Consider the following 13,048-nt stretch of genomic DNA (forward strand, 5'->3'; position numbering starts at 1 on the left):
CTTCATTAGGGCGGCACGCATGAACGCAGTCACGCTTATAGGTTACCTCGCAACTGTCTGCTCCATGACCAGCTTTACACCACAGGCTTGGAAGATCATCAAAACGCGAGACACAGGCGGGATCTCCGCGCCGATGTATGGAATCACGGTTTTGGGTTTTGCCCTGTGGTTGGCTTTTGGCATGATGAAGCTGGAATGGCCCATAATCATAACCAACGGCGTCTGCCTTTTGCTGTCAGCCTTCATCTTTACGATGACGGTTCTACCTCGCGATGAGAAGGATGCAGTCGCCGACGTTCTTGATCCGGATCATCAACGCGCATCCAGAACGCAACAGGGCAATAAGAGGTCCGCATGACCCGTATTGCAACTTTCAATGTAAACGGCGTCAACGGTCGACTGCCAGTACTTCTCAGATGGCTGGATGAAGCCAAGTGCGACATCGTTTGCCTTCAGGAACTCAAAACATCTGACGAAAAGTTTCCGTTGGATGCGATCAGCAACGCTGGATACGGCGCTATCTGGCACGGCCAGAAGTCCTATAACGGCGTTGCAATCCTTGCCCGCGGGACGGATCCCGTAGAACGCCGACGCGGTTTGCCTGGCGATCGCGACGATACGCATAGCCGCTACATCGAGGCCGACGTAAATGGGCTTGTGATCGGCTGTCTCTACCTGCCTAATGGCAATCCAGCGCCAGGTCCCAAGTTCGATTATAAGCTCGGCTGGTTTGAAAGGCTTATCAGCTACGGTCAGTCTTTGCTTAAAGCCGGCGGGCCAACCGTGCTCTGCGGAGATTACAATGTGGTTCCGACCGCACTCGATGCGGTCGTGCCGAGGCGATGGACCGGCGACGCGGTGTACTTCCCCGAAAGCAGGGATGCCTACAGCCGGATGCTTGCTGGAGGATGGATCGATGCCGTTCGTCACACTCATCCAGAGAACGCCATCTACACCTACTGGAACTTCTCCTACCGAGGCGGATACGACCGGAGTTCAGGACTTCGAATGGACCATCTCCTGGTGAGCCCTTCCCTCTCTTCCCATTTGCGCAGTGCCGGCGTTGATGTGGAGACACGCGGATGGGAGAAACCAAGCGATCACGCGCCGGCCTGGATCGAGATCGATGAGCAGAACGGCCGAAGCTGAACGGTGCGCAATGCTATATGGCATCCGCAAATTTCCGCATTAGTTCCCCACTCACTCTCACGACGGGTCAAGCGACATTTCCGGGCTTCAGGTCCCATGGAGGGCCGCGAAGAAGATCGGCGAGCAATGCTAAAGTAAAGGCGCACCAGACCACGCAACAACGACCACCGGTATCGGCAGGTTCACACCTCAAGCTGCGACCAGCCTGACAACGTGACGTCCTTTGCGGTCGCCGGGTTAATGGCTTGCCATGGAAGGATGGCCCGGTGCACCCCTCCATTCAAGCGTGATGGTGAGGTGCAGATGGTGTTGGCCTGCCTCATCACAAACGTTGAATTCGAAGGCACGCCTGGTGCCGTCTGGATGTGATTCCCTCATGATCGCTGCAAGAGCCCGAAGTCCTGCCTCACGCGCGTCATGCACGTCGACAAGATCGTTTGGATCAGCGACATCGGCATCCGGCACGTCGAAGAAATATCTCGCCATAGCCGTCTAATTTGCGGGATTGGAAAAGGTTCAATGTTGAATTTTTCCGACCTTACGCACGAGCGATCCGCAAGGGTACCCTTTGAAAGAACAATTCTAACGGCAATGCTAATTCTTGGCACGTCGGAAGTTGTCCTGCTGTTCCAGGAATTGGCTGGACCGAAAAATGCTGAGAGGTAAGGCGATGAAAGAGGTTCGTCGCAGTGAGGTTGAGCGGATCGACCAGTTGGCAGAAAGCGCCACTGCCGACTTTCTCCGCCGCTCGTCGCTCATATATTTGGAATGTTGCATCGCCGTAATGCTTACCCATCTCGGTCGTGAGGAGGTAGCGGCAATCCTCGAAAGAGAAGGGAAAGACCTGCGGGAGTTTGGGTGACGGCGCTGACGGTGGCGGGTCAGCTCGATGGTCAGCGGGATCTAGTTTCCGGAACATCCAGACGGAGGGCTTTTAACGCGCGAGCCGAGCCATCGAATTCGATCGCAAATCCAGCATCGACAGCAATCAGCGCGATGAGATCCTCAAGCTCCCGATCCGTATGTTGGTCAAGCGGGAACGTCTTCCTAAGGCTGTGAAGGACGTCAGCTGTAGAAATACAGGCATGATCCACATTGCCAATTAGACAGCTCACAATCGCCTGGCGGATCTGCGACGAATTTGGCTTTTGCTCCGGCACAGTGCGCCCTCCTGCTCTACGCGCGCAGGGCTCTTGAGCCCGTGGCCTCTGCTACATCGAATGAGACTGGCACGTCGCGCGCATCGCATGTTTTCGCCAGCAATCGCTCCAACTCGTGATCGGCCGCCATACAGTCCGGCATTAGCGTTCTGATGGCGCGGATCGCCTGCGCCATCGACATGAACCGGCCCTTGCTCCTGGAGAGAACATAAGCTTCAGCTGCCTTCTCAACCGTGAGCGCATCGAAACTGTGGGTCATCTTTAGCCTTCCTGAGAGACGAAGTAGGCATGGTTCATCGCGGCTCGGTATGACTCCGAACATTCCTGATAAGGGCGGTCATGCTGATCCGAAATCAGGCTCGCCAAGCACTGCGTCAAACGGCAACACTAGAACGACCCTCCCGGTCTTGTCAGTGATCTCAAAACTGCAGTCGAACCAGCTGCGGATTGCGTCCATGCGGGTGCCGAAGACGAGATCTCGCGCGATGGCGAGCGCATGGTCGCGCACAGCCTCCTCCACCGGCAACTCGTCGCCTTCAGAATCGGGCACGAGACGACCGCGATAGCGTATGTTCATGAAGTAACGCAAATCCAACTCACCGGCCTCGCTTGATCGGTAGTGCGAACACGTTGGAATACTCCTTCTCGGCAAAGCCGTAGGACTGGCCGGCGAGGTGTTCCAGTTTGTCGCGATCCAGTATCGTGATGTGACCGCGGCTGGCTCGAATAGCACCCGTGCCCTCCAGCATTTGCACCGCGAGCGTGACGCCGGGTCGGCGTGTACCGAGCATGATGCTCATAAATTCGTGTGTGATGGGCATGTCGTCATGCTCTAGGCGATCATGGGTCATCAACAGCCAGCGGGCCAAGCGCTCCTCAAGCGAATAGCCCGCATTCGCGTAAGCGGTCTGACTGACTTGAACGATGAACGTGTGTATGAAGCGCAGGAGGTGCGCGCGCAACGTCGGGCTGCGGTCCATCGCCGACTGCAGTTCGCCTGATCCAATCCTAATGGCTTCTCCAGTCGCCTGGACGAGGCAGGTGTGCGGTGTCCGATCGATGCCGAGCACGACAGATGTTCCTGCGAAACCTTCCGACCCTACCATGCCGACTTCGAACCTCCCCTCCCCGGTATCCGCCACGATGGAGGCGATTCCATATTCCGGAAAAGTCACATGTGCGATCTTCTGATCTGCTCGAAACAAGTGGTCGCGCACCTCTAATGTGACCGTCTCTAGGTGCGGTCGTAAAAGCGCATAGTCACCCGCCGACAGCGATGCTAACAGACGGTTGCGAACGGTCGATTGCTGAGCCTGGCTCATGCTCTTGGCCTCCCGTCTGGGGCAAGAGCACGAGCACCGCTATCTCTCAGCCGCTTGCGCCCGAACAGTCGGCAAGCGATGACTTAATTATCCCGCCGCGACCCAGCGAGCGCAATGGCTAAGAGCATTTTCCGGAGCCAGAGGCGACTTGGGTACGAGTCCGTACCAACATTTCTTAATGCAGCCGAGTCCCACGAAGATAGGATTCCACTGTCATCTAGAAGTGAGGACAAGTCAGTGGAAAACTCCGAAATGAACGTTCGCTGCGTTGAATTGGTCGAAGGTTACGGCGAATGGCACGTCCGTGTGATCGAGGAAGACTACGAGCACACCCGTTCTTTCGAGATCGAATCGTTTGCTTTGGCCTACGCGGAGGGCCAACGGCGGCGGTTAGCACTCGCAGATTTTACGCGGATATAGGCTCGATGAGCCGATTGGAAAAAGCCCGCATTGATCTAGACGACGAAATTTCCAACAAGCCGGCAAAACAGGAGGCTGCCTTGGCAAAACGTCGAATCGACAAGGAAAAATTTGAACGAGCCGACCGTGAAGCGCGCAAGCTGATCGACGCCGAACGCCAGGCCAGAGATGCCAAGACGGCCCGGCTGAGAGAGTTAAGGCTCAGCGCAGGCCAAGACTTGGCTCTTGCCAAAGTATAGGCATAATTTGCTCGTTTATGAGCGCTTCTGTCCCACATCTTTGCAAGTGGATGCGTAGAGTCTTCCTGAGGCACATGCGCGTCACACAGGCTTCGGCACTCCAAGCCGATCGGAGACTTGCCGACTGGCTCAGGTCCAAGCGACTGTGGCAGTCGCAGAAGTCGATGCTTCATTGTCGTTTGTCATGGAACTCTCTCTCAACGGCCGGAACCTTTGAGACCAGTCAAGGTTGAACTGACGTAGTATGTTTCATCGGTCCCTGCCGCTGGCCAAGATGTTCCTCGTCTCTGTCGGCCCGCCTGTCGCAGGCAAGGGCCAGACTTCTTTCCCGAGGTGTCCTATGACGAACAACGTTCCCGAGAACCAAGCCCGACAAGGCCCTCTTGGCAGGCCCGTCCTTGTTGTGCTCATAGCCGCGCTGCTGCTAGCTATTGCCGCCTGGGGTGTCGCCGAAATCTATGGCGTGGTCATCAAAGGACCGTCTACAGACCAGCAAGACAGCCAAGCGCCTGCGAGCACCAGCGCGAACCCGGCATCGACTGATCCCGTTCAATCTCAGTCTGATAGTATCAACAGCCAGCCGATCGACCAAAATCCCAAGGTGGACAAGAATCCAACGCCGCAGTCCAGCACAGGCGGTGACCAGCAAGGGGTGCAGCCGTCACAACCCGCGGCACATTGAGGATTAAATCGGGTCCGCCGACGCCGCATAGCGTCGTTAGGTTCTCGTCCGCATTGAATCGATGCGGGCTCTGATCCGTACGGATCCGCGCGCCCTAGTCGCTGTTTAGGAGGTTTATCAACCGGCCGGCTTGCCGCTGTGCGACCGCGTCTTTGAAAGCCGCTGCAGCGGCATCGCATGCCGGCCTGGATGTCCATAAAGATTGAGAATAATCGTCGCCGACTTCTCGGACAAGCCGTGCTTCGATGCGAATTCATCTGCGCCGTATTGCCCCGTCCGCGCGTGTGACCTTCGGCCCTGCATTGCCCGTTCCTCGATCGCCAAGGTGGATCGGCGATCACAAAATTCGGCGCATTGCGGCAAACGTCAAGACTTTAGCCGGCCGGCCTTATGCAACGGTAGTTGACCAATGACAATCGCTCGCCGTCTATTCGCGAGATACCGGTTTGCTTAGGCAATTCGCTCTGTTGGACATCGGGCCCACCCATGCGGTGAACGCTTTCCTCAGTGCATCTAAGCCAACAAGCCGCCAACAAGGGGCGACGTTACAGACCGACCTTGACGCGTCGAGACGAGCCTCCAATTCGCACAACTGCGCGATCTTTTCTTCAGTCGAAAGCAGTCCGTCTTCAGCTATCTGTTGGGCCTTGGTCTCGACGAACATCACCATACCGAAGTGTCCTCAGTGGAGATTATCGGCAACGTAGATCAGCTAAGGACGTTCCACAGCCTCGGCGGCAAATCGAGGTCTTCCAAAAAGCTCCGCATCACGCGACTCTGCCGGAGTTGAACGACATCAAACCTCGAAGCGCTCCGGGAGGGAACAAATCATCTCCCGGAAAATTCCTATTAGGCATATCTGAAATGCTTGAACGAGGAGGAAATGATGGGGTTTTTCGGCAAGTATTTTTCCGGCCTCTTGGGCAAAAAAGAACAGCCAGAAAAGCGCAGCGGCGACATGCGTAAGGCGACCGGCGCTGGTCCCGCCTTGGCAGCTCACTCAAAGGACGCAAAGACAACGGCTCCCAGCGGTCAAAATGCGACGGCAGCGAGGAAGAAAGCCGATGGCTGATCCAGAAGGAATCCGCAGAGATGCCTCACCGTTGTGCCAGCGATCTGCCCCCAGGTCGGGTGGGCCTGAACGGTGCGACCCGGTCCGATCCTTGCTGCGCTACGCCCTCGCGGTTTAATCACACATGCGAGCTATCCCGGCGCCCGGTACGGTGGTCTTTGGAGACCTCGGCGATGTCGAGCCCCTAAGCCGTAAATTTGGCGGCGATCGCGGCACGCCACTTGACCGTTACTACATCGAGAGTTTCCTACAGCGTCATGCGGGGGACATTCGAGGACGCGTCGCGGAGATCGGCGACAATGTCTACACGCTCCGTTTTGGTTTGGCACTAGTCGTCACTTCCGACATTATCGACTCACCCGAAAGTGCCAATCCTCAGGCCACGATTTGCATCGATCTCCAGAACGAGAATGCCGTGGAAGCCGGGCGCCTTGACTGCATCATCGTGACCCAGACGCTGCACATGATCTACGACGTGCGTGGTGCAATTGCTACGATCCATCGCGCCTTGGCAACAGGTGGCGTGGTGTTGGCGACGGTACCAGGCATCACTCCCATCGACGCGCAGGACGGGCCAGAAAAATGGTTCTGGGCCATGACACAGAGTGCCGCACGACGCCTGTTCGTGGAAAGGTTCGGGGCGGCCGGAGTGGAGGTACAGCAATTCGGCAACGTGCTAGCCGCCACAGCCTTTCTGCAAGGCCTCTCTTTCGAAGAGATCGACCGCGCAAGCCTTGACGTTGTTGATCCGCTCTACCCTGTCATTACCGGGATCAGGGCCACCAAATTCTGATCCTGCTGTGCTCGTGCTATCCTGAGGTCAGGGAACGGAGTGGAGGCGCGCCTTGTCGGTTCGAGATCCCAGCAACTGACGGAAAATATGGCTCGTCATAGTGGCCGACTGACGGATATCGAAGCTGGCCTGCGCCCGCCTCACGCTCGCGCCAGCCATCGACTTTAGCCTGGCGGGATTGGATAGCAGCGAGATTGCCGCCAGGGCAACACCTTCCCAGTCGCCGGGATATTCCGAGACGATGCCGGGCCATTCGGTGGTTCCTATAAGAATCCCGGTTTCCCCCGCAGAGACGATTTCCGGGACGCCTCCGACGCCGATAGCCACGACCGGCACGCCGGATGCCATAGCCTCCAGAATGGTAAGCGGCATCGCGTCAGCGCGCGACGTATGCAACAGCAAATCCAGCGCCGGATAGATCCGATGGGGTTCAGGCGCGAGCCCGACCATATGGATCCGCGACTCGAGTCCCGCACGACGAATTGTGGCGGTCAGATCCTTTTCCATCGACCCCGTGCCAACCACTGCGAAATGCACCCCGGGGCGCCTTTGCACTATGAATTCGGCTGCTTTGAGGAATTTGTCGGGGCCTTTTTCCCAGGCCAGCCTGCCAACGAACCCGACCAACATATCGTCAGGGCCGATGTTGATCGTTTGCCGGAAGTCCAAGGGGTCAGCCGACATCGGATGATACATTGCGAGATCGACCCCGTTAGGAACGAGGCTCACATGCTCAGGCGACAATCCCACCGCAAGTGCTTGCGACCAGGCTTCGCGGCACACCACAATGGTGTGGCTCCCGGTTGTGCGCGTCACACTGATTTCCTGCGGATGCAGGCTCATCCCATGCAGCGTGGCAACTGTCGGCGTCGCGCTCGTCGGCCCGCCATAGCGGCCACGGTATGCGCGTTCATCAGGTGAGCGTGGAGCAGGTCGATACCGGTTTCCCGAACGAGCGTGCAGATGAGTTCGATTGTCTTCCAAGGTGGATCGTCACGCAGGGGCGCAATGTAGACGTCCTTGCCCTCAGACCGCAGCAATGCGGTGTAAGGGCTTTCATACGGGCACAGGAGCGAGACTTTGAACTCGTTCGAGGGCAGGTTCGCAGCCAGATTGCGCACGTAATTTTCCATGCCGCCAACAATGGCGTTGCCCAAGACTTCAAGGACATGCGTGCGCTCATCGGTCTGGCCGCCTGGCAGCACACGCGGGGTCCGGGCCATCAGTTTCCTCCTTGCGATGGGTGCAGCCTCAGCCAATCCATTGCCGTCCCCGACATGATCGCAATTCGGTCATCGGCTGCGACGTCGAGTTGATCTAGAATTGCTGTGACCTCGTCTATTGCCGCGTGGATGTGGGCCCCGCTGCACGGCAAGAAACGGTCGCTGCCGAATTGCAGTGAGCGTGGGCCGATCACGTCGATCGCCTTGCGAAAGACCTCGGCGCGGTAGATCGGAGGCGGTCCAAAGGACAGGTCGAAGCGAAACTGGCTCTCGGCTGGCTCGACGCCATTGATCCGATCGATAACGCCAACTGCGTTGGCTTCGTCACACCATGGCCAGCCAAGGTGAGCCAACGTTACGCGAAGGCCGGGGTGATCGCGAACCGCCTCGTAGAAGGATGGCCGGCAGAACCGGCCGGATCGGCCGTCAATGAAAATTCCGCTATGAAACAATATGGGGAAGTCGAGCCTTGCGGCGACCGCGTACACGCGATGAGCGCACTCATCATACGGATACCAGCCGGTCGGAACCATTTTCAGCGCGCGAATGCCGGGAAGCGCAGCTGCCTCCTCAAGATCGTCGGCCGATTGCGGATGGAGCGGATTGACAACCGCGAACCCGATGAGCCGATCCGAGTGGCCTTTGACAAGCTCGGAAAGGTACCGGTTGCCAGCGCGCAGCGACTCCCGGTCATTAAGCGAATAGGGCGGTGTCAGGAACGGCGCCAGCAGGAACGCGACATCCACGCCCGCATCGTCAAGTGAGTGCAGTACATCCGCCGTTGTCTCGCGGCCCGACGTATGAAGGTGTGCATCGACGATCATTGGCGCCTCCCCGCCGACAACTTACGGAGGCGAGGCCCGTTCCAGCCATAACGAGAAATCGTGGCGCCTTTGATGTTCGGCTAAGAAAGACAAAATTCCGCGCTGCCGTGGAACCCGATCTGCGAACGGAGCTTGATCCCCCATAAGCCAACCCTAATGCGGATTGTTGCAATGGATCAGACTGTATCCAACCCCTTGCTCGTGCCTTTTGACAACCCACTCCTGATATGTTTTTCCCACCTGCAGTGGGACTTTGTTTTTCAACGCCCGCAGCATTTGATGACGCGCGCCGCGGCCGACTACACCGTTGTGTTCTTTGAGGAACCCCTCTTCGAGCCTGTTCAGATGCCTATTCTGCGCCGCAAGGCGGTTGCGCCAGGCCTGGAAGTTGTGACCCCAATACTGCCGCAGTGTCAGTCCGGAATTGAGGTCGACAGCGCTATCGCCATTCTGCTTGAGGCTCTCGTCTCATGCATCGAGCACGACCAGTTGGTGACTTGGTACTACACCCCCATGGCCCTGAAGTTCACCGATGCGCTGCAGGAGGATGTCTGCGTCTATGACTGCATGGACGAACTTTCTGCCTTCAAAAACGCGCCTCCCGAACTCGAGCGACTGGAAGAGGAGCTCTTTGGCAAGGCCGACGTCGTGTTCACCGGTGGAATGAGCCTTTATGAGTCCAAGCGCCGCCGGCATCCCTCCGTCCACGCGTTTCCAAGCAGCATTGACACGGCACACTTCCATCAGGCGCGCCAGCCTCAGGCAGACCCGGCAGACCAGAAGAGCATTGCGCATCCCCGCGTAGGCTTCTTCGGGGTCATCGACGAGCGGTTCGATATCGACCTGATGGCTCGAACCGCTGCAGCGATGCCTACCGTCCAGTTCGTCACGATCGGTCCAGTGGTCAAGATCGACCCGGCCACGCTGCCCATTGGCTCAAACATTCATTGGTTGGGCGCCAAGCGGTATGCCGAATTGCCCGGATACATCGCCGGTTGGGACGTAGGGTGGATGCCTTTCGCCTTGAACGATGCGACGCGTTATATCAGTCCGACGAAGACGCCTGAATTCCTGGCTGGCGGACTGCCTGTAGTATCGACTGCAATCGTTGATGTGGTGGAAACCTACGGCCGTCGCGGCTTAGTCGACATTGCTGACGCAGGCTCGATGCCAGCCGCCCTCGATGCCGCTCTGCGCAAGGGCTGTGAAACGGCCAAGGTCGACGCGTTCCTCTCAGGAATGTCTTGGGACACGACCTGGAGCACAATGCACGATTTGCTCAAGCCTGCGAAGGTTTTGCGTTATCAGGCATTCAGGAGCTTGGTCGACCATGTTTGATTGGCTTGTTGTCGGCGCAGGCTTTGCCGGAAGCGTTTTGGCAGAGCGCCTAGCCAGTCAGCGCGGAGAGACAGTGCTGGTCGTCGACCGTCGCAGTCACATCGGCGGCAACGCTTTCGATTGGTACGATGAAGCCGGTATTCTTGTGCATCGGTATGGGCCGCACATCTTCCACACCAATGCTGAGGCCATTGTCGCCTACCTGTCCCAGTTCACCGCGTGGCGTCCCTATGAGCACCGTGTACTGGCCAAGGTAGACGGTCAGCTTTTGCCAATCCCGATCAATCTGGACACGATCAATCGCCTCTATGGCCTCGACCTGACCTCCGACCAGATGGAGCGGTTTTTGGCCGAACGCAGGGAGAGCGTGGAAGAGATCCGCAGCGCCGAGGACGTGGTCGTGGGAACGGTGGGGCGGGAACTCTACGAGAAGTTCTTCCAAGGCTACACGCGAAAACAGTGGGGCGTCGACCCCTCGCAACTGAGCAAGTCAGTGACCGCGCGCGTGCCGACACGGACCAATCGTGATGACAGGTATTTCGCCGACACGTTCCAGAGCATGCCGGCGGGCGGGTACACACGCATGTTTCAACGGATGCTGGCCCACCCCAATATCAAGGTGATGCTGCAAACGGACTATCGCGAGGTTCGAGAGGTCATCCCCTATCGCCGCCTCATCTATACCGGTCCAATCGATGAATTCTTCGACTTCAGGCTGGGGAAATTGCCATACCGATCGTTGCGGTTTGAGCACGCCACACTCGACACGCCACGGTTTCAGCCGGTCGCCGTCGTCAACTACCCGCAGACCGAGTCCTTCACCAGGATCACGGAATACAAGCATATGACGGGACAGCACCATCCGCAAACCAGCCTGACCTACGAATATCCAACGGATGACGGTGATCCTTACTATCCCGTGCCCAGGGCAGAGAACGAGGTGCTTTACAAGCGATATGAGGCACTCGCTGCCCAGCAAACCGATGCGATTTTCGTCGGTCGGCTGGCAACCTACCGCTACTACAATATGGACCAGGTGATTGGTCAGGCGCTGGCGGCGTTCAATCGCATTCAGAAGACGGGCGCGCAGGAGCTATCCCTTGCCAAGGGCGCGGCGGGATAGTCATGGTGGAAGTTTGGGGCGGTATTGAATGCAGTGTGGTTCGTGTCGGTGGCGAGATCCGCGATCAGCTCGCCGAAACCGGTCATTCAAACCGCATCGAGGATTTAGACCTCGTCGCTTCCCTTGGCATCAAAACGCTTCGATATCCTGCGTTGTGGGAACACGTCGAGGCAGTGGAGAGGCGGGATGACTGGAGCTGGCACGACGAGCGATATCAAAGGATGCGCCGTCTCGGCATCAGTCCAATCGCAGCCCTTATCCACCACGGGAGCGGGCCATCCTGGACGTCCATTCTCGCGCCGGATTTTGCAGAACGCCTCGCGGCGTTTGGAGGGCGGCTTGCTCTTCGGTACCCCTGGGTAAAGACTTTCACGCCGATCAATGAACCGATGGCAACCGCCCGTCTAAGCGGCCTTTATGGGTTTTGGCATCCGCACCGCGCTGACGAGCCAAGTTGCCTGCGGCTTCTTGTTGCCCAGTGCCGTGCGATTGCCATGACGATGTCGGCTATCCGAAAGGTCATCCCCGATGCCCGCCTTCTGCAGACCGAGGATTTCGGAAAGATTTTTGCGACGCGAAAGTTGGCATACCAAGCTGAGTACGAGAATGGCCGGCGATGGTTATCGCTGGATCTGCTTTGTGGACATGTCGGTCCGCGCCATCCGTTCCATGAACGCCTCCTCAACGCTGGTGTCGATCCCGACCATCTGGCTGACTTGGCGGCCGCGCCCTGCCCTCCGGACCTGATCGGCGTTGATTACTACCTCACCAGCGACAGGTTCCTCGATCATCGCGTCGAACGGCACCCGCGAGAACCTATCGGTGGCAACGGCATCGAGCCGTATGTCGACATTGCGGCTATCCGCGCCGGCGTGCCAGAGCGCGAACTCGGATTTGCCTCACGCCTGCGCGAGGTGTGGGGCCGCTACGCCCTGCCGGTTGCAATCGGAGAAGTGCACAATGCCTGCACCCGTGAGGAACAGCTGCGCTGGTTCATGGAGGGATGGGAAGCTGCACTCGAATGCGCGGTTGAGGGCATTGACGTACGTGCAGTCACGTCTTGGTCACTGTTCGGCGCCGTGGACTGGAATTCCATGATGATGCGCAAGGATGGGTACTACGAATGCGGGGTGTTCGATGTGAGGGCAGACCTTCCGCGCAGAACAATTATGGCTGATGCCATTTCGGCCTTGGTAAATAAGCAGTCGTTCGGCCATCCCGTGCTTGCCCAGACGGGCTGGTGGCGTGCGCCGCGAAAGAGGTTGGGCAAATCGCCCGCGATCCGGCTCCGAGGATTCGACCGGCGGCTATCGATCCTGGGAGAATGTTGCAGCCGCCGGCGACTTCCAGCCAGGGCTGCACCCCAGCAGCCAGGATCGCCGAATGCATGGGTTGAGCTGAGCGTAAGGGATACCGGCGGCGGCTCCTCAGTTGTCTTGTTTGCCAGCTATTGCCCGGGCAAGACTTTCTCGCTCGCGGTGCGTGATGGTGTGGATTGGGTTGCCGCCTGCAACGCATTCCTCGACCTTGTGATCGACGGACTTACCGGGACCTACGAGTTGGTTGCCGCAAATCACGACAACCAGTACCGGGTCGCCGAACACCCGGCACCACACACCCCTGCCACGGCACATCAGCGCTGATCCATCCTGGTAACATTGCCGGCCGGACCTATTGACCTGCCTAGAAAAAAGCGCGGCGGC

Annotated in this window: 16 protein-coding genes; 9 read left to right on the top strand and 7 right to left on the bottom strand. The window is 58.0% G+C overall.

The features are described 5' to 3' along the window. Positions 1-19: 19 nt before the first annotated feature. Both FJ967_RS21425 and xth read left to right on the top strand, forming a co-directional pair. The gene (locus tag FJ967_RS21425) at positions 20-358 is read left to right on the top strand and encodes a SemiSWEET family transporter (protein WP_140733813.1); all 339 of its coding nucleotides are present in this window, start codon (positions 20-22) and stop codon (positions 356-358) included. After that, entirely contained in the window at positions 355-1,149 is a 795-nt protein-coding gene (gene xth, locus FJ967_RS21430; protein ID WP_140733814.1) for an exodeoxyribonuclease III, read from the top strand. Before FJ967_RS21425 ends, xth begins: the two co-directional genes overlap by 4 nt. Positions 1,150-2,042: 893 nt before the next feature. Here the strand turns inward: xth and FJ967_RS21440 are convergent. From FJ967_RS21440 to FJ967_RS21455, 4 genes are all read right to left on the bottom strand, one after another. Beyond that, positions 2,043-2,309, bottom strand: a complete 267-nt coding sequence (locus tag FJ967_RS21440) for a hypothetical protein (RefSeq protein WP_140733816.1) — start codon at positions 2,307-2,309, stop codon at positions 2,043-2,045. 16 nt (positions 2,310-2,325) lie between these two features. Continuing rightward, positions 2,326-2,568 carry a hypothetical protein gene (locus tag FJ967_RS21445; RefSeq protein WP_140733817.1) on the bottom strand — a complete coding sequence of 81 codons (243 nt, stop codon included), beginning with the start codon at positions 2,566-2,568 and terminating at the stop codon, positions 2,326-2,328. Positions 2,569-2,646: 78 nt separating this feature from the next. Then, positions 2,647-2,886 carry a hypothetical protein gene (locus FJ967_RS21450; RefSeq protein WP_140733818.1) on the bottom strand — a complete coding sequence of 80 codons (240 nt, stop codon included), beginning with the start codon at positions 2,884-2,886 and terminating at the stop codon, positions 2,647-2,649. A gap of 19 nt (positions 2,887-2,905) precedes the next feature. After that, a complete protein-coding gene (locus tag FJ967_RS21455; protein WP_140733819.1) occupies positions 2,906-3,631 on the bottom strand; it encodes a Crp/Fnr family transcriptional regulator in 726 nt (241 codons plus the stop codon). Between the two features lie 425 nt (positions 3,632-4,056). Here FJ967_RS21455 and FJ967_RS21465 point away from each other — a divergent pair, with 425 nt between their 5' ends. The 4 genes from FJ967_RS21465 (at position 4,057) to FJ967_RS21480 (ending at position 6,837) form a co-directional block, all read left to right on the top strand. Continuing rightward, positions 4,057-4,290: a hypothetical protein gene (locus FJ967_RS21465; protein WP_140733821.1), complete on the top strand. Its 234-nt coding sequence runs from the start codon at positions 4,057-4,059 to the stop codon at positions 4,288-4,290. Positions 4,291-4,630: 340 nt separating this feature from the next. Continuing rightward, positions 4,631-4,972, top strand: coding sequence for a hypothetical protein (locus FJ967_RS21470; protein ID WP_140733822.1), 342 nt, complete (start codon positions 4,631-4,633; stop codon positions 4,970-4,972). 868 nt (positions 4,973-5,840) lie between these two features. Beyond that, positions 5,841-6,044, top strand: a complete 204-nt coding sequence (locus tag FJ967_RS21475; RefSeq protein ID WP_244497695.1) for a hypothetical protein — start codon at positions 5,841-5,843, stop codon at positions 6,042-6,044. 151 nt (positions 6,045-6,195) lie between these two features. Further along, positions 6,196-6,837 carry a methyltransferase domain-containing protein gene (locus tag FJ967_RS21480; protein ID WP_140733823.1) on the top strand — a complete coding sequence of 214 codons (642 nt, stop codon included), beginning with the start codon at positions 6,196-6,198 and terminating at the stop codon, positions 6,835-6,837. 27 nt (positions 6,838-6,864) lie between these two features. Here FJ967_RS21480 and FJ967_RS21485 read toward each other — a convergent pair whose 3' ends face one another. Genes FJ967_RS21485 through FJ967_RS21495 form a run of 3 tightly spaced genes read right to left on the bottom strand, consistent with a single transcriptional unit; the run spans position 6,865 to position 8,884 of the window. Then, complete coding sequence (locus FJ967_RS21485; protein WP_140733824.1) at positions 6,865-7,680, bottom strand: glycosyltransferase family 4 protein; 816 nt, start codon at positions 7,678-7,680, stop codon at positions 6,865-6,867. Then, entirely contained in the window at positions 7,677-8,060 is a 384-nt protein-coding gene (locus FJ967_RS21490) for a glycosyltransferase family 4 protein (RefSeq protein ID WP_140733825.1), read from the bottom strand. The genes FJ967_RS21485 and FJ967_RS21490 overlap by 4 nt, the downstream gene beginning before the upstream one ends. Further along, positions 8,060-8,884, bottom strand: coding sequence for an amidohydrolase family protein (locus tag FJ967_RS21495; RefSeq protein WP_140733826.1), 825 nt, complete (start codon positions 8,882-8,884; stop codon positions 8,060-8,062). Before FJ967_RS21495 ends, FJ967_RS21490 begins: the two co-directional genes overlap by 1 nt. Positions 8,885-9,055: 171 nt before the next feature. On the opposite strand from FJ967_RS21495, the gene FJ967_RS21500 reads away from it, so the two are divergent. From FJ967_RS21500 to FJ967_RS21510, 3 genes are read left to right on the top strand one after another with little or no spacing between them, the layout of a single operon-like run. After that, positions 9,056-10,222, top strand: a complete 1,167-nt coding sequence (locus tag FJ967_RS21500) for a glycosyltransferase family 1 protein (protein ID WP_140733827.1) — start codon at positions 9,056-9,058, stop codon at positions 10,220-10,222. Further along, a complete protein-coding gene (glf, locus tag FJ967_RS21505) occupies positions 10,215-11,345 on the top strand; it encodes a UDP-galactopyranose mutase (protein ID WP_140733828.1) in 1,131 nt (376 codons plus the stop codon). Before FJ967_RS21500 ends, glf begins: the two co-directional genes overlap by 8 nt. Before the next feature lie 2 nt (positions 11,346-11,347). Then, the gene (locus FJ967_RS21510) at positions 11,348-12,988 is read left to right on the top strand and encodes a glycoside hydrolase (protein ID WP_140733829.1); all 1,641 of its coding nucleotides are present in this window, start codon (positions 11,348-11,350) and stop codon (positions 12,986-12,988) included. Positions 12,989-13,048: the final 60 nt, after the last annotated feature.

Origin of the sequence: Mesorhizobium sp. B2-3-4 (assembly GCF_006442315.1) — a bacterium.
Taxonomy (GTDB): domain Bacteria; phylum Pseudomonadota; class Alphaproteobacteria; order Rhizobiales; family Rhizobiaceae; genus Mesorhizobium.